Genomic DNA, 23,203 nt, shown 5'->3' with positions numbered 1-23,203 from the left:
CCTACCGATCAGAGGACGCGTGACTGACCGAGGCGAGGTGGCCTCCGATCGTGGCCATCACCTTCGATTCGGCCCGTGCGAGGTGTTCCCACGCCGTCGTGGAGGCGATGTCGACCGCGGCGGCGATGTCCTCGATGCTGGTGTCGGTCTTGTGTTGGTAGTAGCCGAGGTCGATCGCAGTGGCGAGAACCTCGGTCTGGCGGCGCGTCAGCTCGTCGACGACGGGGGAGAGTTCGAGCTGCTCGCGCTCGTTCACCTCGTCGAGTTCGACGCTCCGAACGAGGTCGGTCTCGTTGCCGGCGTGTTCGAGCGAGTCGATGATCTCGTGGAGATCGTCGCCTTCGTCGAGGTACACCGTCCAGCGCTCCCAGCCGGCGGTGATCGTCGTCCCGGTCCGGTAGTGGACACCCATGTCGGCGAGGCGCTGGGAGATGCTGTCCCACCGATAGCTGTCGTACGTGATGTCGATCAGCACCCGTGGGACGGCGAGCGGCGTCAGCGGCGACGCATCGAGCACGGCATCGGCCGCCCTGAAATCCGCGAGAAAGTCCTCGATCGATGTCTCCGACCCTGAAATTTCGATAATACGTTTTCGTTCGGCGGCACTCCCCGTCATCGACGACACCGATTTGAGGGTGAGGTCGGGATGGTCGGCGCTGACGTCGCTCTCGGGTTCGCCGTGGTGGCGCACCCGGAGGGTCACTTCTCGCATTGAACACCCTACGGTGTCCACGGAGTTGAACGTTGCTCGACGCGCTGTGAGGCGGGTTCGGATCGAATGGGACGCCATGTCACCATCGTTCCTGCTCCGACCCGGCTATATTCGGGTGTATAGCGAAGTCGATCACTCCGTACCATCGTCTCATGGGATCAGATGACACGATTACCGACGCGGATCTGAGCGGGCCGGTCGTCGACAGGCGGACGACGATCGAGCTACTCGGCGCGGCCGGCATGACAGCCCTCGCCGGCTGTACCGGCGGCGGTAGTGGCGGTGGCGGTGATTCGGGCAACGGTTCCGGCGGCAGCGGCGGTTCCGGTGGCTCCGGCAACGGCTCCGGTGACGGCGGAAACGCCAGCGGGGCGACGCCCTCGTCGAGCCAGCGTGGCGGTCGCCTCTCGGCCGCGTGGTACACCGGGAGCATCGACATCCTCGACCCGCCGTACATCACTGTCGGGCAGTACTTCCAGGTGGCTTCCAACGTGTTCAACGGTCTCGTCACGCTGAAGGAGGACCTCACCGTCCGGGGCGATCTCGCGAAGGACTGGGAGGTCACCGACGGCGGCAGTACGTTCACGTTCGACCTCCGAGAGGGTGTGACGTTCCACAACGGGGCCGAGTTCACCGCCGAGGACGTGAAGTACACCATCGACCGCACCATCTCCGAGGAGACCCCCGCCGCCCCGAAGCTGTCGACGCTGAAGCCGATCGACGACGGTGGCGTCGTGGTGCAGGACGACTACACCGTCGAGATCGGGTTCGAAGAACCGCTGGCCCCCGCGCTCATCTACCTGACCCGCGGTCCGGGCCGCGCGGCGACCATCGTGAGCAAGCAGGCCATCGAGGAGATGGGCAAGGATCAGTACCGGGTCACGCCCGTCGGCACCGGCCCGTTCGAGGTGACCGATCACCAGGTCGGCTCCGGAATCACGCTCGATGCGTACGACGACTACTTCGGGACCGACGCCGAGGGCAACTCGCTGCCGTACCTCGACGGCGTGGACATCCAGCCCATCCCGGAGCCCGCGACGCTGGTCAACGCGCTCCGGAGCGGCGACGTGGATTTCTCGAACCTCGTCCCGCTCCAGAACGTCGACAAGGTCGAGAGCGCGAGCGGCGTGAGCAAGCTCTCCGCGCCGGGCGTCAACTGGTACGGCTTCGCGATGAACGAGCGCCGCGAGCCGTTCGGGTCCAAGAAGACCCGGCTCGGGATCGCCAAGTCGATCAACAACGAGCAGTTCGTACAGACGGCGTACTTCGGCAACGCCCTCCCCGATGTCGGCCCGATCAACAAGGCGACGGAGTGGGTGTGGCGCGAGGACAAACCGAGCGCACAGGACTACGATCCGGAGCGGGGCCAGCAGCTACTCGAGGAGTCGGGGGCGATGGGAGCCTCGTTCAGCATCCTCGCCACCAAGAGCAACCTGCGCTCGGCGAAGGAGGTGCGCCGGCAGCTGAACGAGGCCGGCTTCTCGGTGAACATCGAGCAGGTCACGAGCTCGACCTACTGGTCGCGGTACGAGAAAGGCAACTACGACACGACCGTCAGCGGCAGCGTCGGCGACCCTGACCCCGACCAGTCGCTCTACCAGTTCTACCGCAAACCCGACGATGGCGGCTCGCTGAACTGGATCAACTTCGTCGACGATCGGGTCAACGAGCTACTCGCGAAACAGCGCCGGACGACCGACCGCGAGCAGCGCGCGCAGGTGCTCCACACCCTCGAAGACCGTCTCATCGAGCAAGCACCACACGCCTACCTGATGCACCAGGACGACCTCGCGGCGAAGCAGTCGAGCGTGAAGGGGTTCACCCACATCCCCTACCTGCGCAACTTCCACACCACGTGGGTCGACGAGTAGCATGCGCCGCTATATCGCGAAGCGCGTCGGCCACGCCGTCCTCGTGATGTGGATGGTCGCCACCACGGTGTTCGTCGGGCTCCGGCTGATCCCCGGCGGTCCCGTCCGGTCCATGCTCGGCCAGGAGGCGACCCCGCAGGCGGTCGCCGCGCTACGTGCCGAACTCGGCCTGAATCAGCCGCTGTACGTCCAGTACGTCGAGTGGCTGGGCGACATGGCGACGCTCCAGTTCGGTCAGAGCTTGAGCACCAGCCAGCCGGTCGCGACGCTCGTGAGCCAGGCCGCACCGCGGACGATCTCGATCGCTCTGTTCGCCATCGTCGTCGGACTCGGCATCGCCATCCCGGCCGGCATCGTGAGCGCGACCCGGAAGGGCGAGCCCGCGGACTACGTCGCGACGATCACGGCCTTCCTCGGGGTCTCGATGCCCGCCTTCTTCGTCGGCATCCTGCTCGCGCTCGTGTTCGGCGTCTGGTTCGAGCTGCTGCCGGTCGTGGGCTACACACCGCTGAACGAGGGGGTCGTGCCGTGGCTGAAGAGCATCCTGCTGCCGGGGATCGCAGTCGGGCTGCCGTACGCCGCGGTCGTGATGCGGATGATGCGATCGTCGCTGCTCGAAGTCCTGAACGAGCCGTACATGCGAACCGCGCGCGCCAAAGGCGTGAGCGACCGTACCTCTCTCTACAAGCACGCACTCCAGAACGCGCTGATCCCGGTCGTCACGGTCGCCGGCATCCAGCTCGCGCTCGTGCTCGTCGGCAGCGTCACGGTCGAGATCGTGTTCGGCATCCAGGGCCTCGGTCGGTTGCTGGTCGACTCGATGCTCGATCGCAACTACCCGGTGACCCAGGCGGTCATCCTGCTCGTCGCTGGCGTGATGGTGTTCACGAATCTCGCGGTCGACCTCGCGTACACGGTCCTCGATCCGCGTATCGGCTACGGAGGGGGTCAAGGCGCATGAGCGACGCTACCGAGTCCGGTGTCGGGCCAAACACGCCCGCCGAACCGGGGCCGACGGACGTCCCGCCGGAGTACCGCGACACCGGCGATGCAGTCGAGGAGCACCGCACCACCCGCCAGCGGATCGTCGAGGGGCTGTTGGCGGACAAGCTGGCGCTGTTCGGGGCCGTGGTCGTCGTGCTGTTCGTCGTCGTCGCGGTGTTCGCGCCGTTTCTCGCCCCGCACGATCCCGAAGCGACCTTCGGGGTGATGCAGGAGCCGAACAGCCACTCGGTCGGGAACTTCGACGACGACCCCGGCACCGAACGGGTCTGGCATCCTCTCGGAACCGATTCGGTCGGTCACGACCTGCTCTCGCGCATCATCTACGGTGCGCGCGTCTCGCTGCTCGTGGCGCTCGCTACCGTCGCGGTCGCGTTCACGATCGGGACGTCGATCGGGCTGCTCGCCGGGTTCTACGGCGGCTGGATCGACAGCGCGCTGATGCGGTACGTCGACTTCCAGTGGGCGTTTCCCGAACTCATCCTCGGGGTCGGGATCATCGCCATCTCCGGCGGACTGGGGGTGCAGAACGTCATCATCGCCATCGGGATCGCGTACATCGACGACTTCGCCCGGCTGATTCGGGGCGAGGTACTGTCGCTGCGCGAGGAGGAGTACGTCACCGCGGCGCGCGCGATCGGGATGACCGATCGGCGGATCATGACGCGAGAGATCCTGCCGAACGCGGTCGCGCCGCTGATCGTTCAGGCGACGCTGATGATCCCGCTCGCGATCCTCGCGGAGGCGGGCCTGTCCTTCCTCGGACTCGGCGTCAAGCCGACCACGCCGACGTGGGGGCTCCTGCTGTCGGACGGCCGGCAGTTCATCAGTCAGGCGTGGTGGATCAGCGTGATGCCCGGCTTCGCCATCATGTTCGTCGTGCTCGCGTTCAACACGCTCGGTGACGGGCTGCGCGACGTCTTCGACGTGAGCGAAGGGGAGGTCGAGAACCGATGAGCCTGCTCGAAGTCGACGGGCTTCACACCCGGTTCCCGACCCCGCGCGGCACCGTCGACGCCGTGAACGAGGTCGATCTCACCATCCGATCGGGCGAGATCGTGGGGCTGGTCGGCGAGTCCGGCTCCGGCAAGAGCGTGCTCGCCGACAGCATCGCGGGTATCGTCGAGGAGTCGGGCGAGATCGCGGACGGCGACGTCCGACTCCACGACGAGTCGCTGCTGGCGATGTCCGACGCCGAGCGCCGCGAGATGCGCGGCGGGGCGATCTCGATGGTGTTTCAGGATCCGATGAACAGCCTCAACCCCACCCTGACGGTGGGTGAGCAGATCGCCGAGTCGGTCCGACTCCACGGCCACGGCGGCGAGTCGACGCGCCTGTCGGCGGAGGTGAAGCGCAAGATCCTCGGCGCGGCGAAAGACAGCGAGGCGTGGCGGCGCGCGATCGAGATGCTCGAAACCGTCGAGATCCCCGAACCCGAGAGCCGGGCGGTCGACTACCCCCACGAGTTCTCCGGTGGGATGCGCCAGCGCGCGATGATCGCGATGGCGCTCGCGGCCGAGCCCGATCTCCTGATCGCCGACGAGCCCACCACTGCTCTGGACGTCACCATTCAGGCCCAGATCCTCGACGAGCTCCGGGCGCTGAAGGACGCCTTCGACACCTCGATCCTGCTCATCACGCACGACCTCTCGGTGGTCGCCGAGGTCTGTGACCGGGTGAACGTGATGTACGCCGGCGAGATCGTCGAACGCGCGGAGGCCCGCGAGCTGTTCGACAACCCACAGCATCCCTACACCCAGGGGTTGATCGCCAGCACGCCGCGACTCGACACACCGACGGAGGACCTCCAGCCGATCGAGGGGAACGTCCCCGACCTGATCGATATCCCCTACGCGTGTCACTTCGCGCCGCGGTGTCCGGAGGCGAAACGCGAGTGCTACGAGGTTCCGCCCGACTTCAGGCCGGTCGGGCGAACCCTCGACGACGGAACGATGCCCGACGACGAGTGGGGCGACCACGTGGCGGCCTGTCTCCGCCGTGGACCCGAGGAGGAGCAGCTATGAGCCTGCAAACGACCCGAACCGACGAACGCACCGACGACCCCCTGCTCGCGGTCGAGGGGTTGAAGAAACACTTCGATCAGTCGGGCGGGGTTCTCGACCGCCTGGTTGGCGACGATACGACCGTCCGTGCGGTCGACGGCGTCGACCTGGCCGTCGAGGCGGGCGAGACGCTCGCGGTCGTCGGCGAGTCCGGCTGTGGGAAGTCGACGCTCGGCCGGACGATCCTCAATCTCGACGACGCGACCGCGGGATCGGTCCACTACGACGGTGAGGAACTCACCGGACTCTCGGCCGGCGAAATGCGGCCGCACCGCCGCGACCTCCAGATGATCTTCCAGGACCCGCTAGCAGCGCTGAACCCGCGCCAGACCGTCGGCGAGATCCTGACCGCGCCGATGGAGGTCCACGACATCGGTACGGACGCCGACGACCGCACGGAGCGCGCACGCGACCTGCTCGAACGCGTCGGGCTGAAGCCCGGCCACGCCACCCGCTACCCACACCAGTTCTCCGGCGGCCAGCAACAGCGCGTCGGCATCGCGCGGGCACTCTCGCTCGAACCCGAACTCATCATCGCCGACGAGCCGGTGAGCGCGCTCGACGTCTCGGTCCAGGCCCAGATCCTGAACCTACTCGACGAGCTCCAGGCCGACCTCGGTCTCTCCCTGGTGTTCATCGCCCACGACCTGAGCGTGGTTCGCCACGTCGCCGACCGGGTAGCCGTAATGTATCTCGGCGAGATCGTCGAGACCGCACCGGTCGACGAGCTGTTCGAGAACCCCGCCCATCCCTACACGCGATCGCTGCTGTCGGCGGTCCCGCGGATCGATCCCGGCGACCGCGACGAGCGCATCATCCTCGAAGGGACGGTGCCGTCACCGATGGACCCGCCGTCCGGCTGTCGGTTCCACACCCGGTGTCCGGCCGTGATCCCGCCCGAGGAGTGGCCCGGAACCGAGGAAGCGTTCCGCGACGCGTTCTCGTTCCGGAACCACGTACTCTCGGCGGAGCTCGACCGCGAGGCCGCGAAGGACCGCCTCCGCTCGGAAGATCGGGGAACCGACGAGGGGAGCGTCGCCGGGTACTTCGTCGAACAGCTGCTGTCCCGAGAGCCCGCCGATCTGCCGTCGGCAGCAGCCGACGCCATCCGCGAGGCCGCCGACGAGCTCGCGGCCGGCAACCGCGACCGCGCGGAGACGATCGTCGCCGAGGCGTTCCCCTCGCCCTGTGAACGCGAGGTCCCGCAAAGCCGGGAGGCGAGTCCGGGCCACACCGCGGCCTGCCACCGGGTCGAGGAGTGAACGTGGCCGATCGAGAGCATCGCCGACGGTGCTCTCACGGACGTCCGGGGGCTCTGGACGTCCGAGTGGCTGCACATCGTGGGCGGGGAGACCTGTCCCGACGCCGCCGAAAGCATATTTGCCCCACGATCGCGTTCATCCGGCATGAGCGGTGAAACGATCACGATCCAGCAAGCCGACGACAGCCACTGTTCGTACATCGAGGCCTTGTTGGAGCGCAACGATCTCCCGTCCCGGAACATCCGGTCGAAGCCCGACTGTTTCTATCTCGGATATGAAGGGGGTGATCCAGTCGGTATCGCCGGCATCGAAGGGGACGAAGCGGAGCAGCTTCTGCGATCGGTCGTCGTCGAACGATCGGCCCGCGGCAACGGGTTCGGAACAGCGCTGTGCGACGCACTAGAGGAGCGTGCTTCGGCCGATGGCGTGGAGGCGCTGTTTCTCCTTACGACGACGGCGGCTGACTTCTTCGCCGACCGTGGCTACGCCGAAATCGAGCGATCCGCTGCTCCGCCGACGATTCAGGCGACGACCGAGTTTGGCGAGCTTTGTCCTGCCACAGCCACCTGTATGCGGAAGTTCCTGCAAGAACCTCCTGAGAAGGGGAGCTTCCGTCTCCCCGTGTTACGAACTGAGGAAATGATGTTTCAAGGACGCTTCGGCGTGTCGCTTTTCGTGCAAAAAGGAGGGCTGGCGGCCTCGGCCGCATCACGGAGCGTCGTCAGTCGAAAATTCGGTCTTTCGAGGACTCGCTGAACCCGTCGCTGGCCGCCTTTGTCGTTTCGTACACCCGCCGGAGCTCCGCGATCGGTTCGTCGTGGGCGTCGACCCGGAGATCGTGATACGCCGTGGTTTCGGGGGCCTTCACCGCGACCGCGGCGGAGGTGTGGCCACGCTTGTCCCCGCCGGCTGCCTTGCCCGCCGCGAGCGCGTCGATCAGCCGATCGACCACGTCATCGTCGGAATCCCGCTCGGTGAACGTCTCGACGAGCGCGTCGAGGGTGTCCCCGCCGACGAGCATGTTTCCGGCGACGGTGACGCCGCGTTTGGCGTGGATCTGGTGGCCAAACCATCCCTCACATCCCTCACCGGAGACGGCGTGGGCGTTGCCGTGTGCGTCGAGGCCGTGGACCTGGCGAAGGTCGGCGTGATCGTCGCGGGCCAACAGGCCGTCGAGCGCGTCGTCGACAGCGAGATCGGGCAGCAGCGCGACGCCGCGCCGGCCCAGCCGGACGTTGACGAAGCTCTGTGTTGCGATGACGCCGTCGTGGCTGACGCAAGGTGCCAGCGCGCCGACCGCCGGTGCGTCGGTCGCAACCCCGACTCCGAAGGTGGTTCCCGCGTCGGTCGTCTCGCGGACGCAGATCGAGAACGTCATGCCCGGTTCGACGATGTGGTAGCCGATAACGCCTTCCCCGGATGAGTTCGGTGGGCCCTTTAGGCCGGTGTCAACACAAGTCATTGTATGTCCGAACCCGACCTCGATCGATTCACGTCGCGCCGATCGACCGTCTACGCCGATCGCGGCGTCGTCGCCACCAGCCAGCCGCTCGCCGCCGAAGCCGGCGTCGAGATCCTCCGTGATGGCGGCAACGCGTTCGACGCCGCCGTCGCCACCGCCGCCGCGCTCAACGTGGTCGAGCCGACGAGCACCGGGTTGGGCGGCGACGCGTTCGCGCTCTACCGAACCGCCGACGGCGAGACCGGCGCGATGCGGGCCTGTGGCGGCGCGCCCGCCGACGCGACGATCGAGAACGTCCGCGCCTCGGTCCGCGAACACGACGCCGCCGACGACTGGTACCCCAGCGAGCGCGGCTACGCGGTCGACGGCAGCCACGCTACCGACGAGATCGAAATGCCGTTTCTCGGTCCTCATGCCGTCACCGTCCCTGGCACCGCGCGGGGATGGGAGGCGACCGTCGAGCGCCACGGCCGCCGCTCGCTCGGTGAGGCCCTCCAGCCCGCGATCCGGTACGCGATCGAAGGCTACCCCGTCTCGGAGGTCATCGCCAGCCACTGGCAGGCGGCCGAAGAGCTGTTCACCGACGCGAACGCCGCCGACGCCTACCTGAAGGACGGCGAGGCTCCTGGCGTCGGCGAACGGATACACCTGCCCCGCCTCGGCGAGAGCCTCCGGAAGATCGCCGAGCAGGGTGCTGACGTGGTGTACGACGGCGCAATCGGCGAGCAAATCGTGAACGAAGTCCAGTCGAAGGGTGGCTTTCTCACCGTCGACGATCTCGTGACCTTCGAACCCGAGTTCCCCGATCCCGTCTCGACACGGTACAACGGGGCCGAGGTGTACGAACTCCCCCCGAACAACCAGGGGCTGATCGCGCTCGAAGCGCTCACCGTCGCCGCCGAAGTCGGTGCGGACGAGTACCCCCTCGACTCGCCAGAGCGCGTCCACTACTTCGCTGAGGCCACCAAACGGGCGTTCCACGACGGCCACCGCTATATCACCGATCCCGCCTACGAGGACGTGCCGCCGCTCGCCTCCCGAGAGTGGGCGCGGCGGCGCGCGTCGGACATCGATGGAGCCGCGAGCGACGTGAGCTTCGGTGTTCCCGACGCGCGCGCCGAGGACGCGGATACCGTCCTCCTTTGCGTCGCCGACGACGCGGGCAACGTGGTCTCGTTCATCAACTCCCGATTTGCGGGGTTCGGTTCCGGTCTCGTGGCAGGTGACACCGGGATCGCACTCCAGAACCGCGGCGCGTCGTTCTCGCTCGATCCCGACCACCCGAACAGCCTCGAACCCAAAAAGCGGCCGTTCCACACGCTGATCCCCGGCATTGTCGATCTCGCGCCCGACGAACAGGAAGACGACTGGGCGGCCTTCGGCGTGATGGGCGGGTACATGCAGCCACAGGGCCACGTCCAGGTCATCTCGAACCTTGTCGATAACGACCTCCCGCTCCAGGCCGCCCTCGACCGCTCACGGTGGCGCTACCGCGAGGACGGCTCGCTCGCGGTCGAGGGGCGGATCGACGGCGCTCTCGCGACGAAGCTCACCCGGATGGGCCACGACGTCCGGGTGCTCGCGCCATCGCTGTTCGGCGGCGCGCAGATCGCCAGAAATCACGACGGAGTGCTCTCGGGCGCGACCGAACCCCGAAAGGACGGGACTGTGGCCGGGTTCTGACGGTGGCGGCAGGTCGCGTCATGGTCCCGCCGTTGTCGAGGACCTCGTTATCGCGTCATGGTGGAAGACCGACCGTCGTTCCGACTCAGGCCGGTGCGCGCCGGGCTGCGGAGCCGTTCGTCGACGAAGCATTCGTCATGTTGGTCGATCCGGTGGCGTTCCCGGCTCGCTGCTCGTCGAGCCAATCCTGATACCGGTCCTGGCTCACGACCGTGAGGTTCGCGTACATCCGGGAGTGGCCCGCACCGCAGAACTCCGAGCAGTAGACCCGGTACTCGCCGGTCTCGCCGACGCTCGTCCGGATGGTGTTGTACTCACCCGGGATCGCGTCCTGTTTCAGCCCGAGTTCGGGTGCGTGGAACGCGTGGATCACCTCACGAGCGGTGAGATGGTAGTAGATGTCGGTGTTCGCCGGCACGACCGTAGTGTTATCGGTGGTGACGTTCGCCTCGGGATAGACGAACTCCCAGCCCCAGCGGTACGCGACCACTTCGACCTCGACCGCATCCGGATCGTCCGGCACGGCCGCTCCCTGGAGGGCTTGTTCGGAGGCGTTCGTCTGGATCTCGGCGTCGCCGAGGGTCGGCGAGATGTACGGGCTCAACAGGACGTTGTACGACGCGAACCCGACGAACAGCAGGATGATCGCGGTCGCGATGGTCCACGTGATCTCGAGCGATCGGTTCTCTCTGGTCGGCGAGGGGTCCCGGTTGTTGCGATGTTTCCAGACCGCATAGAAGAGGATGGTCTCGACCAGGATCGCGATCGGCGCGGCGACGTACAGCAGCTGTCGATTCAGGTTCTGGATCAGCGCCCGGTTGATCGACTGGGCCGCGGCCGGTTCGACGGCGACCACGAACAGTGCAGCGGCGAGCACGCCCCCTACTTTCGCGCGCCTCCGTCCCATTGTTCGATACTCGCCGGGCACGCACAAGTATCTACTGTCAGCGGCTGCCGGTACCGAGAACGCAGGACGACCGTGGTGGGTGTCTTTTTGCGCCTGGGGGTCGAACGAGCGGTATGGTCAACGCTGGGCCCCTCATCGAACGGGTGACGGGCCAACCCGAATCCGCAGCGCTCGCGGACCTCAGACGGATCGTCGTCGGCGGAATGGTCGGCGGAATCGCCGGCGGTCTCGGCACGCTCGCGTTCTCGGTCGTTCTCTATCTCGCGATCGTCCTCGGCGCGTTCGAGCCCGCCCAGTTCGGCGAGCTCGCGGGACTCGCCGGGATCGGCGACCCGATCGTGGGCGAGGGCAACCCACTGGTTGGCTATCTCATCTTCGTCGGCGGCGGGATGACGACGTGGCCGTTTCTGTTCGCTGCGCTCCATCACTACCTTCCTGGCTGGCGGATGGCGGTCAGCGGGATCACCTTCGCGGCCATCGGCTGGGCCGGCTTTTCGATCGCGTTCTATTCGGGCCAGACCGGCATCGATCTCCTCCTCTTCGTCGTGCTCACGTTCGTCGGCCAGTGTCTCTACGGACTCGTGCTCGGGCTGGTTTTCGAGTACGCCGATCCCCGCGTCGACGTCGCCTTCGTCGGAACGACGTTCCAGTGAAGCGGCCCTGGCGCTCGCGAGATCTCACTCGCGAAACCACTCGATGGCGATCGATACCACGGTGAGAAAGACGAGACCGACGGCAGCACGCGCCGCGGACGGTGTCACGCGACCGACACCGAAAACCCCGCTGTCGTCGGTCGATTCGAGCGTGGGCGTGATCGCCTCGGACCCTGGCTTGGACTGCCGCCACGAGGCAGCGGGCAGCGTGACGTCGTCGAACCCCTCGAACTGCTCGTGGCCGATCTCGTCGATCAACGCCTCGGCGTCCGCCCTGGTCTCGGCGTCGAGATCCGGAATCCCCTCGACACCGTACGGCCCGCGCTTTGCGGCCCAGAGCGCGTTGTAGCTGAGCTCGCCCCGTTCGGTGACCACCGGCAGCGCGAGGTCGTCGAAGGAGTCGGGATCGTCGAACCCCGATTTCGAGAGGAGGAACCGATCGGCGACCGCCGGGAGATCGTCGGTGTCGACGCCCGCTTCCGACGGGAACTCCCAGTTGTTCCGTGTCGTGGCCGAAAACCGCGGCCGGTGGAGTTCGTACTCACTCATCGACGGCCTCCTCGGCCCCGTTTCCGCGGAGCCGCCACACGCCCGGCGCGATCACCAGTCCCGATCCCACCACCAGCCCTGCGATCGACAGCGGGAGGTTGAACGAGTCCGTGACACAGTCGTTGCGCGACCCGATCACCGCGTAGTGGTTTTCTCCCTGATAGGTGACGAGCGCCCCGTCGCGGAACGCCGAGCGATGCTCGACATCTCCCTCGATCGGCTTCACGCCGTTCGCGGAGGCGAGCGCCGCCCGGAAGGCACGCTGTTCGGCGGTCGATAGCTCGTCGTAATCGAGGCGGACGAACTCGGGAACGTCGTTGCCAGCCGTGAGTTCGGCGGTGTCGTCCGCCGACGAGACTTCGAGATCGGGATCGCTACACAGCCCGTAGTCCTCCTGAACGGTGGCGTACGCACCGACGACGGCGGGACCGATGCTCGCAGAGAGGATCACGATCCCGACGAACGAGACCGCGTAGACCTGGATCGTCCGGCTCGTGACCGTTCGTCGAATGCTCCGTGCGACCGGCGCGAAATGCTCACGAAAGTCCTGCTCGTCGCTGCCCTCCAGTTCGTCGTCGCCGTTCATTCGTCTCCCCTACTACCGTCGGGCATGGCCCGACGACGCTCGCGCTCACCGGAGCCATCCGCCGCGTAGCGCTCGCGGAGCTGTTCCTCGAAGTGCTGCCACTCGCGGGTGAACTGGCCGACTTCCTTCAGATCCCAGACGTCGGCGTCGGTGATCCGCGAACCCCAGAAGTACGACTTGAGCATGTTCCACAGCCACAGCAGGACGCTGATCCCGATGACGTACGCCCCGATCGTCGTGATCTCCATCAGCGGCGCGAACTCCGCGGGGTAGCTCGCGTACCGCCGCGGCAGTCCAAGCGCGCCGGTGATCAACATCGCGCCGAAGGTCACGATCACGCCGACCACCATCAACACGGCCTGGAAGCGGGCGAGCGGCTGGTCGTACATCCGTTCGGTGAGGATCGGGAACCAGTAGTAGCTCGCCGCCATCATCATGAACGGGATGATCCCCATCAGGATCATGTGGAAGTGACCCACGACGTAGTAGGTGTCGTGGTACAGCAGATCCACCGGTATGGAAGCGAGGAACACGCCCGTGATGCCGCCGATCACGAACGTGCTCAGCCCGCCGATACAGAAGATCATCGGCGCAGTCAGCCTGACCCGCCCCTTCCAGATCGTGGTGATCCAGTTGAACTCCTTGATCGCGCTCGGGATCGCGATCGCGAGCGAGACCGCCATGAAGCTCGCTCTGATCCGTGGGTCGATCCCGGTCGAGAACATGTGGTGAGCCCACACGCCGAACGAAAGCACGCCGATCGCGAACGTCGAGTAGATCACGTACTTCCGGCCGAACAGCGTCCGTCCCGCGAACTTCGGCAGTATCGTGCTCATCAGCCCGAACCCCGGAAGAACGATGATATACACCTCCGGGTGGCCCCAGAACCAGAAGATATGCTGCCAGAGGATCGGACCACCGCCTTCGAGCGCGAAAAACGTCGTCCCGAAGTTCCGATCGAGCAACAGCATCACGAGCGCGGCCCCGAGCAGCGAGAACGCGAGCAGCGCGATCCCGGCGGTCGTGACCAGCGTCCACGTGAACAGGTCGACATCGGCCCACGAGACCTCCTCGTCGCGCTCGGCGAACACGGTGATGATGAAGTTGATCGAGGCGAGGACGGTCGAGATCCCACTCAAATGGAGCCCGAGCAGGAGGAAGTCGACCTGTGGGTTGCCCGACTGGAGCGACAGCGGCGCGTACATGTACCACCCGATCTCGGGAGGTTTGATCTCGAAGAGAAAGTCGATCGCATCGACCGGCACCCAGACGCCGAGGAACTTCGCGAAGAGGTTCACCACGAGCCCGCCGCGGATGAGGAGCAACGCCGGCGGGAGGAGCCAGAAGCTCAGTGCGTTGAGCCGGGGGAAGGAGAGGTCGTCGGCCCCGATCAGGATGGGCAGGAAGTAGTTCGCCATCCCGAAGAACACGGGTGTGACGAACAGGATCAACATCGTGAGCCCGTGAGTGGTGAAGAGAGCGTTGTACGTGCCCTCGGTCCAGAGGTCGGCCGCGGGCGTCAGGAGTTCAGTCCGGATCATCATCGCGTCGGTGCCTCCCCACAGCCCCGCGATCGCCCCGAACACGATGTACATGATCCCGATGTCCTTGTGATCCACAGTGGTCAACCAGCGCGTGATACCCGCCGACTTGGCCTCGGTCTCTGCGCCGGTCTCGGTGGTCGGGTTTTCGGGGAGATACCCGCCGTCGGGCTGTGGCGGCTCGGGCGGCGCTGTTTTGCGGTTCGCGTGGATCCGCCACGCGAGTACGGCAAGGACGAGCCCGACCGCAGCGACGCCGACGATCACCTCAGACATGGCTGATGGCGTCGGTGGTGGTGCAGAGCGAGGGCGGGACTGTTTCGCCTGCTACCGCAAGCATCGCCGCGGCGAGGCTCCCGATGGACGCGGCACTGTTCATACACGGACATCGGAGGCGATCGACAAATAATCAGCGGACGGCCCGACCGCTTTCCGGGAGTCACCACGCCGCACGCCGGACCGAAGACGTTACGCCGCGCCCGAAGAAGGCGGCTGTATGGTCGAGAACGTCATCTGGCCCGCCTACCTGGATCGGGAGTTGAGCCGGAGCGAGGGGCGACGGGTGTCCCGATCGGCGGCCGTCCCGGAGCCGACCGTCGACGAGATCGCGCGCGCCGCCGGCCAGGTCGGGTACGACGTGGTGATCGAACGCGAGAAGACCTACCCGCGCGAGTACGAGCCGCGCGGGCGGGTCGTGATCGAGAACGCCGACGACGCCGGCAAGTCCGACCTCCTCCAGGCGGTCGCGGCGTACGTCGCCGTCCTCCGGGAATGAAACGCGCGGGTGAGGTCGTGCGGGTCGCCCAGGGACTCGCGATCGTCCGCTGTCCCGACGAGGCACATCCCGACATCGGGACCGAACTCAGCGATCAAGAGCTCTCGACGGTGGGTCGGGTGGTCGACGTGTTCGGCCCGGTCGAACGGCCGTATCTCGCGGTCGACCCGCGGAACGAACCGACACTACTGCTCGGCAGCCGGCTCTACGCCGAGTAACGGCGACGAGCGATCGAATTCTGTCTCACTTCGTTCGCGCTCGCTTCGCTTCGCTTCTCTTACCACCGCCACCGCCCGCCGTCCGGAGTGGTGTCGGCGGAGCGAGAGTCATCGAGCGGCGCACGCTCGTCGCCGAGGTGGGTGGAGCGACCAGCGAAAACGACGTTCACGACGGCCCCCAGCAGGAGTACGAGGGCGCTGTAGTAGAGCCAGATCAGCACGAGAAGGACGCCACCGATCACGCCGTAGGCGGCGTACTGGCCGGCGTAGGCGACGTAGAACTGGAAGGCGAACTCGGTGACGGTCCAGCCGAGCGCGGCGAGCACCGTTCCCGGCAGCACTTCGACCATCGAGACGTCGACGTCCGGCAGGAAGTAATACAGCGGCAGAAAGGTCAGCGAGAGCCCGACGACGAGGAGCAGCGGATGGAAATCCTCGACGTACGGGATCGTGGGAAAGAGCGCGAACGCCGCGCCGGTGACAACGATCACACCGACCGCGAGCCCCACCCCGAGGAGAACGATCGCGCCGTCCCGGAGCTGAGCGAGCAACGATTTCGGCCGCCGCACGCCGTAGACCGCGTCGAACGCGATGTCGAGCCCGCGGAACAGCTTTAATCCACTCCACAGTAGCGTCACGAGCCCGATCGCGGACGCGCCGGTCTGTCCCGACGAGTCGGTCAGCACGTCCGCAAGGAGATCGCGCGCACTCTCGGTCAGCGTCGATTCGAGCAGGTCGGTGATCCGGGTCGCGAACGCCTCGCCGCCGACGACCGACGCCGCGACGAACGCCAGCACGAACAGCGGCACCAGCGAAACGAACGCGTAGAACGCGAGGCTGCCCGCCATGAAGGTGAGGTGGTTCTCGCGGACCTCGGCGATCGTCGCCCGAGCGAGCCGCGCCGGCCGGGACGAGCGGACGTTCACGGATTCGATCCTCTCGGAAACGAACGGTGTGTGAAACCCTAACTCTTCGTATTGTCGCGGTTTTCACGCTTCGGTAGCCACGAGACAGCAGCGAAACCCCAAAGGGTACGCCGGCAGAGACACAGTCATGCACCAGCGCAGGCGGGTCGTCGTAGCCGGCGCGGCCACGGTCGCGATCTTTCTGGCGGTTCAAATGGGTGCGCTCGCGCTCGTCGGCCCGTTCGAATCGGCGGGCTACCGGGCGGTCGAGAACCCCTCGAACCCGGCGAACAGCGTGATCTACATCGGTGCGATCCTCGTCGCCACCGCGGCGATGCTCGGAACGATCAAAGTCGGCGCGGACTGGGTGCTCCGGGGGTTCGTGGTCCTCGCAAGCGGGTTCGTTTCGCTGTACGTCTTCTCGGTGCTGCTGCCCGCGCCCCTCGGCTGGTCGATCGCCGGGATCGCGACCTCGCCGCTCGCGCTCGCCGCGGCTGGCCTGCTCGTGATCGCCCTCCTCGTCCATCCGGAGTGGTACGTCATCGACGCCGCCGGGATCGTGATGGGGGCGGGCGCGGCAGCGCTCTTCGGGATCAGTTTCGGTCTCCTCCCCGCGATCGTGCTCCTCGTCGCGCTCGCGGTCTACGACGCCATCTCGGTGTACGGCACCGAGCACATGCTCGCGCTCGCCGACGGCGTGATGGATCTCAAACTCCCGGTCGTGCTGGTGATCCCGCTCACGCTCTCGTACTCGTTTCTCAACGACAGTCCCTCGACTTCGGAGGGGCCGGACCAACCGGCTGTCGAAGCGGACGGGGGCGACGACGCAGCCGCCGACGAGCCAGCCGATGCCGACAGCGACGGTGACGACGCGGCCGACCGGCCCGGTTTCGACGAGCGCGACGCCCTCTTCGTCGGGCTCGGCGACGCGGTGATGCCGGGCGTGATGGTGGCGAGCGCTGCGGTGTTCGCCCCCGCATCGCCGCTCGTCGCCGGGTTCGCGCTCACCCTCCCTGCGCTCACGGCGATGATCGGGACGCTCTGCGGGCTGGTGGCGCTGCTCTGGTTCGTCATGAAGGGTCGCGCACACGCCGGTCTTCCACTTCTCAATGGCGGCGCGGTCGGTGGCTACCTGCTCGGCGCGCTCGCAGCCGGGATTCCGCTGGTGCGCGCGCTCGGTCTCGGGCCGTACGTCTGAGCGGTTTTGGCGGTCGTCGTCACTCCATCATTCGCCAGTCAGCGCCTGGCTCGCCGGCGCGAACTCGATCGGGGAGCCGAGTCCCTTCTCGCGCGCGGTCTCGTAGAGCAGGTGGGCGGCGGCGACGGTCTCGATGCCCGTCCCACCCGAATCGAACACCGTGATCTCTTCGTCGGTCTCCCGGCCCGGAGCCTCGCCAGCGACCACCTCGCCGAGTTCCGCGTGAATCGCGTCCTCGGTCACGACACCCTCCTCGACCGCGTGGATGAACGAGCCCGCGTCCTGAGTGACGCGCTCGCGGAGGTCGGGGACGTACGTCGCGCGCTCGATGGTCGTCGCATCGAGTTCGTGTCTCTCGGGGTGGTACTGGCCCATCGCGGTGACGTGCGCGCCGGCTTCGAGGAGGTCGCCATCGAAAACCGGCTCTGAACTGTTCGTCGCAGTGATGACCACGTCGGCGTCCTCGACTGCGGCGGCGCTGGAGGCGACCGCAGCCACCGCAGGATCGAGGCGTTCGTTCATCGTCGCGGCGAAGGACTCGCGGTGGTCGGCAGTCGGCGAGTAGACGTTCACGGTGTCGAACGCTCTGACTGTGGCCGCCGCCCGGAGCTGACCGCGGGCCTGCGCGCCGCTGCCGATCACCGCGAGCGTCGTCGCGTCCTCGCGCGCGAGCGCGTCGATCCCCACCGCACCCGCCGCCCCGGTTTTGAAGGGGTTGAGGCTCGCGCCGTCGAGCAGCGCGAGCGGCGCGCCCGAGTCGGCATCGAACAGCGGCAGCATGAACCGGGCGTCGTGATCGCCGAACCCGGCGGCATAGGTGTACCCGCCCATCGCACCCGTCTCGGGCAGGATGGCGGAGTAGCCCGTCAGCATCCCCGGCGGATCGTCGTTTCTGAGCGTCGTCCGCGGAGCTGCTGGCGCACCGTGGCCCCGCTGGCGGTAGCCCTCGCGGACCGCCGCGACGTACTCCGCAGGCGTCGCAAGCCCCGCACACTCCTCGCTCGTGAGAAACAGCGCCTCGTCGGGTTCAGTGGCCGGCGTCATTGTGTGTTCTTCGGCGGAGCGACGGCTTATGGCTGGTGGCTCGGATGGACGAGAGAACGGTAAAAGAACGAAAACGAGAAGAGAACGCTTCAGTCGGCGGACTCGAACGAAGGGGCGTTGGGCCGTGGCGCGGGTGCGGGAGCCGGCTCGGCACCCGGGGCCCGGACGAACATCCCGTGGCCGATCAGCGCGACCGCGACAGTTGCTGCGAGCGGGACGGCGACCGTGATCGAGACGCCGACAGCGGCGAGTAGCGCGGTGATACCGCCGAGTGCGAGCGGGATGAGACCGAGAACGTAATCGTAGTACTGAGCCATTGTATATCATCGTATGGGCGTGAGACACATAAGTGTTCTCCATAGGTGGGCGGTTGGTCCTCTGTAGGAGCAGCGCGTTCTACAAAGAAGTTTTTCATAAGTTATAGGGCAGCGTTCCGGGATCGGTTCCGTCATCGTCACCGATGGGACAGGGTAGAGCAAGCGTGAGGTCACGAGTTGCCCCGACCGACGGGTTGAAATCGATCGTCGGGGCAGTAGGGGTGTGAACGGGAACGACCGTGCGATCGTCGGCCTCGTGATGGGTGCGCACGCGATGGTCCACACCTACGAGCTCTCGATCCCGATCCTCGTGTCGGTCTGGCTCGTGGAGTTCGACACCATCTCAGTGCTTTCCGCGACGTTCCCGGTCAACGCGGCCACGCTCGGCGTCGTGGTGTCGGTGGGCTACGCGCTGTTCGGGCTCGGCGCGCTGCTGGCGGGGGTGCTCGCCGACACGTACGGCTCGCGGCCCCTGATCGCGCTCTGTCTGTTCGGGATGGGAGGCTCCTTTCTCCTCCTCGGGCTCGCGCCCGGCGTCGTCGTGATCGCGCTCGCGCTGGTCTGCTGGGGCGCGGCGGCGAGCGTCTATCATCCCTCGGGGCTCGCGCTGATCAGCAAGGGCGTCCACGAGCGTGGGAGCGCGTTCGCCTACCACGGGATGGCCGGCAACCTCGGGATCGCGCTCGGGCCGCTTGCCACCACGATCGCGCTGCTGGCGTTCGGCTGGCGGACCGTAGCCGGCCTGCTCGCAATCCCCGCTCTGATCGCGGGACTGTTCGCCCTCCGGGCCGATATCGACGAGACCGCGGCGGTCGGTGCGACCGAAGACGGTGTCGAGAACGCGGCTGCTGACGGCGGTGAGCGCGAGCGAAGCGAGCGCGAATCTCGTCGGAGCGCGGAGCGATCCGACAGTGGTGAGAGAAGCGAAGCTTCTCGATCCTCGTCGGCCGAGCGAAGCGAGTCCGACAGCGGTGAGCGCGAGCGGACTGGCGGGGTCAGGTCGTTCGGGGAGTTCGTCGCCAGCTCGAAAGCACTCTTCGCGGGCGTGTTCGTCCTCGTCTTCGGGGTGGCGATGCTCTCCGGGCTCTACTACCGCGGCGTGCTCACCTTCCTGCCCGAGATCCTCTCGTCGTTCCCCGAGTTCGAACCCGTGGCGGTCGCCGGTACCGAACTCCAGCCGGAACGGTACTTCTACGCCGGCCTGCTGATGGTGGGCGTGCTCGGCCAGTACGTCGGCGGACGACTCACCGATCACATACGTCCTGCGGCGGGGATCGCCGGCGGCTACGGCGTGCTCGCTGTGCTCGCCGTCCTCTTCCTGCCGGTAGCCCGGGCTGGGATCGTTCCGCTCTTGATCGTCGGGGCCGCGCTCGGGTTTTTCCTGTTTTTCGTCCAGCCGCTGTACCAGGCCGCGATCGCGGAGTTCAGCCCGCCCGAGGCGCGTGGAATCTCCTACGGCTACACCTACCTCGGCGTGTTCGGCGTCGGCGCGCTCGGCGGGACCATCGCCGGCGCGATCCTGACCGCGCTCTCGCCGGCAGCGTTGTTCGCGGTGCTCGCCGGGTTCGGCGCGCTCGCGGCACTGCTGGGCGTGGCAGTGCTCGTCCGCACCGAGGGGTCACTCACGACGGCCTGATCGACGCTACACCAACCACCGCGAGAGCGCCGCGAACGCCGCCGCCACGGGTGGGAGGGCGAGGCTGATCGCAACGATCTGGCCCATCGCGAGGTACTGCGTCAGGTCGCCGCCGACGAACAGCGTCACCACGAAGATCGACACGACGAGCACCCCGAACCCGAACCCGGCGAGTAGCGCACGGCCACGCGTGGCCGACGCGAGCCCCACGAGCGCGCCGCCGAGGAACAGCCCGAGCCAATGAAACCACGCCGCGACGAGCCCCACACCGATGGCGGCGACCATCGTCGCCCACCGCCAGCCCTCAACCGACCGGAACGCCTGCCACCGATTTGCGAGGCTCACTGCTCGTCCTCCGGTTCGAAGGTGAGCGTCGACTCGCCTCGGAGCTCCCGACTCATTGACTTGTACTCGGTGTCGGCCCACAGTTCGAGCTGGTCGTCGTAGTGGTCAGAGAAGTACGAGCTCGAATTGCCCCCAGGAATCACGGCCGACGACGGGCCGTCCATCGAACAGACCATCCGCCAGCTGCTCCCCGTGGGGTTCTCGACGGCGTAGTTGTTCACCGTCGCGCGCGAGCCGTCCGTGGGAAGGTCGGGATAGCCGAGGAACGCGAGCCCGAGCGGATGGGTCATCGCGTCGGTGGTGTTGTACCCGCCGTAGGTGTCGTACTCGGCGTTCTCGATGTCCTCGATCGCCGCGTCGAGCCCGTCGAGCATGACTTCGGCGCGCGAGCGTCCCTCGAACCACCGGCTGTTGGGACCGAGATGCTGGAGCACCCAATCGTTGGGGTAGTACGACGCGTCGAGGTCGTGCTCGTCGAAAACGGGACCGAAAACCCGCTCACGATACTCGTCGAACCACCGCACGAACACCAGCGCCGCGAGCGAGTCGCGTTCCATCCGGTGATCCCACTCGTCGAGCGCGTCGACGTACCGTCTGATTTCGGTCGTGTCGTCCGCTGTGCGCGCCACCTCGACGAGCAACGGCACGAGCGCCTCGGCGCGCAGATCGAGCGTATCATGCTGGAGATCCTTCATGAACTGGGGGTCGATCGGGTCGTCCGATTGCGCCCGCCGGTCGAGCCGGTCGTAGATCCGAATGCCACGGTACGGATCGGAGTACGCCTCGGCGATGTAATGCTCGGGATCGTTCACCACTCGCTGGTTCGCCGTGCCGAGGTAGTCGGGGTTCGTCACGTGTGGCTTCTCCTCGAAGGGAACGAACCCCTCCCACGAGGAGGTGCCGAACGGCGTGAACCCTTCCCATTCGCCTTCACCGGCGGAGCCATCGAAGATCCGATCTCCGGAAACTTCCTCGCCGTCGATGGTGCGGATCGGGATCTTCCCGGTGACATAGTAGAGCGTGTTGCCGTCGTGGTCGGCGTACACGAGGTTCTGGGTCGGCACGTCGAAGTTCTCCGTGGCGTCCACGATGTCGTCGACCCCCTCGCTCCGGCTGAACTCGTAGATCGCCTGGGGGGTCGACTCCGCGGTGTGGCCGGTCCACGCGACCCCGACGCGCGCTCCCTCACGCTCGATCACCGGGCCGTGGACGGTTTTTCTCACAGTAACGTTCCTGTCCTCGCCGCCGTCGACCTCGATCGTCCGCTGGTCGGTCTCGAACTCGCGCCACTCGCCCTCGTATCGGTACTCGCCCTCGCGCGTGTCGTACCGGTAGAAGTCGATCACGTCCGCGCCGGTGTTGGTAAAGCCCCACGCGCCGGCGTCGTTCTCCCCGATGACCACGAACGGCACCCCCGGAAAAGTCACGCCGCGAACGTTCGTCCCTGGGGGACTGAGGTTCATCTCGTACCATACTGGAGGACTCATCAGACTCAAATGGGGATCGTTCGCCACGATCGGCGCGCCGCTCGCGGTGTGCTCGCCCGAGACGACCCAGCTGTTCGAGCCGATCCCCGATGGGGACTCGAACTGACTCAACCAATCGGCGAGCGCTGGGTCGACGGAGTGCGTCGACGACTCGTGCTTCGCACCCGACCGCTGCTGGCTCGCCTGGTCGGTCCCCCCATCGCGGATGATCGGCGAGTCGTGGTCAAGCCGCGATGGGTAGAGTTCCTCGGCGATCTCCTCACCGAGCCGGTCGGCCACGAGCGCCGTCCGGAGCGTCCGGAAGCTCCCTGTGAGCGTCCACGCGATCTGCTTTTGCATCAGAATCGTGTCGACCGGGGTCCACGGGTCGGGCTCGTACTCCAGTAAGGAAAATTCGAGTGCTGACGGATCGTTCGCCATGATCTCGTTGACGCCCGCCGCGTAGGCTTCGGTGAGCGCACCGGTCCGGGAGTCCGCGAGCGAGTCCCACGTTACCTGCGCTGCGCTCGCGAAATCCATCTTCGTGCGGAACTCGTCGGAGTCGAGGGTCTGCTCGCCGACGACTGCCGACAGTTCGCCGCGCATCTGTCGGCGCTGGAGATCCAGCTGGAAGGCCCGATCGCGAGCCTGAGCGTAGCCGACCGCGTAGTAGAGCGCTTCCTCGCTCTCGCCCGTGACGTTCGGCACGCCGTACTCGTCGTAGCGCACCTCGGCCGCGCCGTAGGGACTCTCGATCGTGCGGGAGTCCGGCTGATCGGTCGCGTCCCACGCCGATCCCGAGAGCGGCGCGAACCGTTCGAGATACCCTCTGACCGGCGAGAACGTGCTCGCCCCGACGCCGCCCGCGAGGATCGCCCCCACGAGCGCACGCCGCGTGAGATCGCTGTCCATGCGTGTCACTACATGACGTGTGCCATAAACCTGCGAAAACGGAAATGAACCGGCCGGTGGTTTGATTCAGGCGCTAATGGTTGAACGTCGCTCTTC

Annotated in this window: 23 protein-coding genes; 12 read left to right on the top strand and 11 right to left on the bottom strand. The window is 66.7% G+C overall.

What is annotated here, in order from left to right; all coding sequences use genetic code 11:
• Position 1: 1 nt before the first annotated feature.
• Positions 2-712, bottom strand: a complete 711-nt coding sequence (locus tag PHA81_RS00830; RefSeq protein ID WP_049910078.1) for a helix-turn-helix domain-containing protein — start codon at positions 710-712, stop codon at positions 2-4.
• A gap of 152 nt (positions 713-864) precedes the next feature.
• On the opposite strand from PHA81_RS00830, the gene PHA81_RS00825 reads away from it, so the two are divergent.
• The 6 genes from PHA81_RS00825 (at position 865) to arsN2 (ending at position 7,666) form a co-directional block, all read left to right on the top strand.
• Positions 865-2,583 (top strand): ABC transporter substrate-binding protein, encoded by a 1,719-nt coding sequence (locus tag PHA81_RS00825; RefSeq protein ID WP_005043415.1) that lies wholly within the window; start codon positions 865-867, stop codon positions 2,581-2,583.
• Between the two features lies 1 nt (position 2,584).
• A complete protein-coding gene (locus PHA81_RS00820; RefSeq protein WP_273834692.1) occupies positions 2,585-3,544 on the top strand; it encodes an ABC transporter permease in 960 nt (319 codons plus the stop codon).
• A complete protein-coding gene (locus PHA81_RS00815) occupies positions 3,541-4,542 on the top strand; it encodes an ABC transporter permease (protein WP_005043414.1) in 1,002 nt (333 codons plus the stop codon). The genes PHA81_RS00820 and PHA81_RS00815 overlap by 4 nt, the downstream gene beginning before the upstream one ends.
• Entirely contained in the window at positions 4,539-5,609 is a 1,071-nt protein-coding gene (locus PHA81_RS00810) for an ABC transporter ATP-binding protein (RefSeq protein ID WP_005043413.1), read from the top strand. The genes PHA81_RS00815 and PHA81_RS00810 overlap by 4 nt, the downstream gene beginning before the upstream one ends.
• Positions 5,606-6,910 carry an oligopeptide/dipeptide ABC transporter ATP-binding protein gene (locus PHA81_RS00805; RefSeq protein WP_005043412.1) on the top strand — a complete coding sequence of 435 codons (1,305 nt, stop codon included), beginning with the start codon at positions 5,606-5,608 and terminating at the stop codon, positions 6,908-6,910. Before PHA81_RS00810 ends, PHA81_RS00805 begins: the two co-directional genes overlap by 4 nt.
• A gap of 144 nt (positions 6,911-7,054) precedes the next feature.
• Positions 7,055-7,666, top strand: a complete 612-nt coding sequence (gene arsN2, locus PHA81_RS00800) for an arsenic resistance N-acetyltransferase ArsN2 (RefSeq protein WP_005043411.1) — start codon at positions 7,055-7,057, stop codon at positions 7,664-7,666.
• Here arsN2 and PHA81_RS00795 read toward each other — a convergent pair.
• The gene (locus PHA81_RS00795; RefSeq protein ID WP_005043410.1) at positions 7,632-8,288 is read right to left on the bottom strand and encodes a DUF1028 domain-containing protein; all 657 of its coding nucleotides are present in this window, start codon (positions 8,286-8,288) and stop codon (positions 7,632-7,634) included. The genes arsN2 and PHA81_RS00795 overlap by 35 nt on opposite strands.
• 87 nt (positions 8,289-8,375) lie before the next feature.
• Between PHA81_RS00795 and PHA81_RS00790 the strand changes: the two genes are divergently transcribed.
• Complete coding sequence (locus PHA81_RS00790) at positions 8,376-10,055, top strand: gamma-glutamyltransferase family protein (RefSeq protein WP_005043409.1); 1,680 nt, start codon at positions 8,376-8,378, stop codon at positions 10,053-10,055.
• A gap of 85 nt (positions 10,056-10,140) precedes the next feature.
• Here PHA81_RS00790 and coxB read toward each other — a convergent pair whose 3' ends face one another.
• Positions 10,141-10,962 (bottom strand): cytochrome c oxidase subunit II, encoded by an 822-nt coding sequence (coxB, locus tag PHA81_RS00785; protein WP_049910076.1) that lies wholly within the window; start codon positions 10,960-10,962, stop codon positions 10,141-10,143.
• A gap of 113 nt (positions 10,963-11,075) precedes the next feature.
• Between coxB and PHA81_RS00780 the strand changes: the two genes are divergently transcribed.
• A complete protein-coding gene (locus tag PHA81_RS00780; protein ID WP_005043407.1) occupies positions 11,076-11,615 on the top strand; it encodes a DUF6789 family protein in 540 nt (179 codons plus the stop codon).
• Between the two features lie 24 nt (positions 11,616-11,639).
• Here the strand turns inward: PHA81_RS00780 and PHA81_RS00775 are convergent, their stop codons facing one another.
• Genes PHA81_RS00775 through PHA81_RS00765 form a run of 3 tightly spaced genes read right to left on the bottom strand, consistent with a single transcriptional unit; the run spans position 11,640 to position 14,567 of the window.
• A complete protein-coding gene (locus tag PHA81_RS00775; RefSeq protein WP_005043406.1) occupies positions 11,640-12,164 on the bottom strand; it encodes a hypothetical protein in 525 nt (174 codons plus the stop codon).
• On the bottom strand, positions 12,157-12,750 hold the full coding sequence (locus tag PHA81_RS00770; RefSeq protein ID WP_005043405.1) for a FecR/PupR family sigma factor regulator: 594 nt from the start codon (positions 12,748-12,750) through the stop codon (positions 12,157-12,159). The genes PHA81_RS00775 and PHA81_RS00770 overlap by 8 nt, the downstream gene beginning before the upstream one ends.
• On the bottom strand, positions 12,747-14,567 hold the full coding sequence (locus PHA81_RS00765; protein ID WP_005043403.1) for a cbb3-type cytochrome c oxidase subunit I: 1,821 nt from the start codon (positions 14,565-14,567) through the stop codon (positions 12,747-12,749). The genes PHA81_RS00770 and PHA81_RS00765 overlap by 4 nt, the downstream gene beginning before the upstream one ends.
• Positions 14,568-14,787: 220 nt before the next feature.
• Here PHA81_RS00765 and srp19 point away from each other — a divergent pair, with 220 nt between their 5' ends.
• Both srp19 and PHA81_RS00755 read left to right on the top strand, forming a co-directional pair.
• Positions 14,788-15,066 (top strand): signal recognition particle subunit SRP19, encoded by a 279-nt coding sequence (gene srp19 / locus PHA81_RS00760; protein WP_005043402.1) that lies wholly within the window; start codon positions 14,788-14,790, stop codon positions 15,064-15,066.
• A complete protein-coding gene (locus PHA81_RS00755; RefSeq protein WP_005043401.1) occupies positions 15,063-15,284 on the top strand; it encodes a Gar1/Naf1 family protein in 222 nt (73 codons plus the stop codon). The genes srp19 and PHA81_RS00755 overlap by 4 nt, the downstream gene beginning before the upstream one ends.
• A 59-nt stretch (positions 15,285-15,343) precedes the next feature.
• On the opposite strand, the gene PHA81_RS00750 is transcribed toward PHA81_RS00755, so the two are convergent.
• Positions 15,344-16,210 (bottom strand): YihY/virulence factor BrkB family protein, encoded by an 867-nt coding sequence (locus tag PHA81_RS00750; protein WP_005043400.1) that lies wholly within the window; start codon positions 16,208-16,210, stop codon positions 15,344-15,346.
• Between the two features lie 127 nt (positions 16,211-16,337).
• Here PHA81_RS00750 and PHA81_RS00745 point away from each other — a divergent pair, with 127 nt between their 5' ends.
• Positions 16,338-17,387 (top strand): presenilin family intramembrane aspartyl protease PSH, encoded by a 1,050-nt coding sequence (locus tag PHA81_RS00745; protein WP_005043399.1) that lies wholly within the window; start codon positions 16,338-16,340, stop codon positions 17,385-17,387.
• Positions 17,388-17,414: 27 nt separating this feature from the next.
• Here the strand turns inward: PHA81_RS00745 and PHA81_RS00740 are convergent, their stop codons facing one another.
• Together PHA81_RS00740 and PHA81_RS00735 are read right to left on the bottom strand one after the other, a co-directional pair.
• On the bottom strand, positions 17,415-18,431 hold the full coding sequence (locus tag PHA81_RS00740) for an ornithine cyclodeaminase family protein (RefSeq protein WP_005043398.1): 1,017 nt from the start codon (positions 18,429-18,431) through the stop codon (positions 17,415-17,417).
• Between the two features lie 89 nt (positions 18,432-18,520).
• Positions 18,521-18,748, bottom strand: a complete 228-nt coding sequence (locus PHA81_RS00735) for a hypothetical protein (RefSeq protein WP_005043397.1) — start codon at positions 18,746-18,748, stop codon at positions 18,521-18,523.
• Positions 18,749-18,971: 223 nt separating this feature from the next.
• On the opposite strand from PHA81_RS00735, the gene PHA81_RS00730 reads away from it, so the two are divergent.
• Positions 18,972-20,384 (top strand): MFS transporter, encoded by a 1,413-nt coding sequence (locus PHA81_RS00730; protein ID WP_005043396.1) that lies wholly within the window; start codon positions 18,972-18,974, stop codon positions 20,382-20,384.
• Positions 20,385-20,390: 6 nt separating this feature from the next.
• Here PHA81_RS00730 and PHA81_RS00725 read toward each other — a convergent pair whose 3' ends face one another.
• A complete protein-coding gene (locus PHA81_RS00725; RefSeq protein ID WP_005043394.1) occupies positions 20,391-20,729 on the bottom strand; it encodes a hypothetical protein in 339 nt (112 codons plus the stop codon).
• Complete coding sequence (locus PHA81_RS00720; RefSeq protein WP_273834678.1) at positions 20,726-23,107, bottom strand: penicillin acylase family protein; 2,382 nt, start codon at positions 23,105-23,107, stop codon at positions 20,726-20,728. The genes PHA81_RS00725 and PHA81_RS00720 overlap by 4 nt, the downstream gene beginning before the upstream one ends.
• Positions 23,108-23,203: the final 96 nt, after the last annotated feature.

This window comes from Halococcus sp. PRR34 (assembly GCF_028617175.1).
Taxonomy (GTDB): Archaea; Halobacteriota; Halobacteria; order Halobacteriales; family Halococcaceae; genus Halococcus; species Halococcus salifodinae.
Note: the sequence above shows the minus strand (reverse complement) of the source record. Positions and strands in the feature narration are given on the sequence as shown.

What these genes read in the sequence shown, in the direction of transcription:
- PHA81_RS00810 (WP_005043413.1), top strand. Translation starts at nt 4,539, where the DNA reads ATGAGCCTGCTCGAAGTCGACGGGCTTCACACCCGGTTCCCGACCCCG.
- PHA81_RS00790 (WP_005043409.1), top strand. Translation starts at nt 8,376, where the DNA reads ATGTCCGAACCCGACCTCGATCGATTCACGTCGCGCCGATCGACCGTC.
- coxB (WP_049910076.1), bottom strand. Translation starts at nt 10,962, where the DNA reads ATGGGACGGAGGCGCGCGAAAGTAGGGGGCGTGCTCGCCGCTGCACTG.
- arsN2 (WP_005043411.1), top strand. Translation starts at nt 7,055, where the DNA reads ATGAGCGGTGAAACGATCACGATCCAGCAAGCCGACGACAGCCACTGT.
- PHA81_RS00765 (WP_005043403.1), bottom strand. Translation starts at nt 14,567, where the DNA reads ATGTCTGAGGTGATCGTCGGCGTCGCTGCGGTCGGGCTCGTCCTTGCC.
- PHA81_RS00775 (WP_005043406.1), bottom strand. Translation starts at nt 12,164, where the DNA reads ATGAGTGAGTACGAACTCCACCGGCCGCGGTTTTCGGCCACGACACGG.
- PHA81_RS00720 (WP_273834678.1), bottom strand. Translation starts at nt 23,107, where the DNA reads ATGGACAGCGATCTCACGCGGCGTGCGCTCGTGGGGGCGATCCTCGCG.
- PHA81_RS00805 (WP_005043412.1), top strand. Translation starts at nt 5,606, where the DNA reads ATGAGCCTGCAAACGACCCGAACCGACGAACGCACCGACGACCCCCTG.
- PHA81_RS00770 (WP_005043405.1), bottom strand. Translation starts at nt 12,750, where the DNA reads ATGAACGGCGACGACGAACTGGAGGGCAGCGACGAGCAGGACTTTCGT.
- PHA81_RS00755 (WP_005043401.1), top strand. Translation starts at nt 15,063, where the DNA reads ATGAAACGCGCGGGTGAGGTCGTGCGGGTCGCCCAGGGACTCGCGATC.
- srp19 (WP_005043402.1), top strand. Translation starts at nt 14,788, where the DNA reads ATGGTCGAGAACGTCATCTGGCCCGCCTACCTGGATCGGGAGTTGAGC.
- PHA81_RS00745 (WP_005043399.1), top strand. Translation starts at nt 16,338, where the DNA reads ATGCACCAGCGCAGGCGGGTCGTCGTAGCCGGCGCGGCCACGGTCGCG.
- PHA81_RS00820 (WP_273834692.1), top strand. Translation starts at nt 2,585, where the DNA reads ATGCGCCGCTATATCGCGAAGCGCGTCGGCCACGCCGTCCTCGTGATG.
- PHA81_RS00815 (WP_005043414.1), top strand. Translation starts at nt 3,541, where the DNA reads ATGAGCGACGCTACCGAGTCCGGTGTCGGGCCAAACACGCCCGCCGAA.
- PHA81_RS00735 (WP_005043397.1), bottom strand. Translation starts at nt 18,748, where the DNA reads ATGGCTCAGTACTACGATTACGTTCTCGGTCTCATCCCGCTCGCACTC.
- PHA81_RS00740 (WP_005043398.1), bottom strand. Translation starts at nt 18,431, where the DNA reads ATGACGCCGGCCACTGAACCCGACGAGGCGCTGTTTCTCACGAGCGAG.
- PHA81_RS00830 (WP_049910078.1), bottom strand. Translation starts at nt 712, where the DNA reads ATGCGAGAAGTGACCCTCCGGGTGCGCCACCACGGCGAACCCGAGAGC.
- PHA81_RS00795 (WP_005043410.1), bottom strand. Translation starts at nt 8,288, where the DNA reads ATGACGTTCTCGATCTGCGTCCGCGAGACGACCGACGCGGGAACCACC.
- PHA81_RS00825 (WP_005043415.1), top strand. Translation starts at nt 865, where the DNA reads ATGGGATCAGATGACACGATTACCGACGCGGATCTGAGCGGGCCGGTC.
- PHA81_RS00780 (WP_005043407.1), top strand. Translation starts at nt 11,076, where the DNA reads ATGGTCAACGCTGGGCCCCTCATCGAACGGGTGACGGGCCAACCCGAA.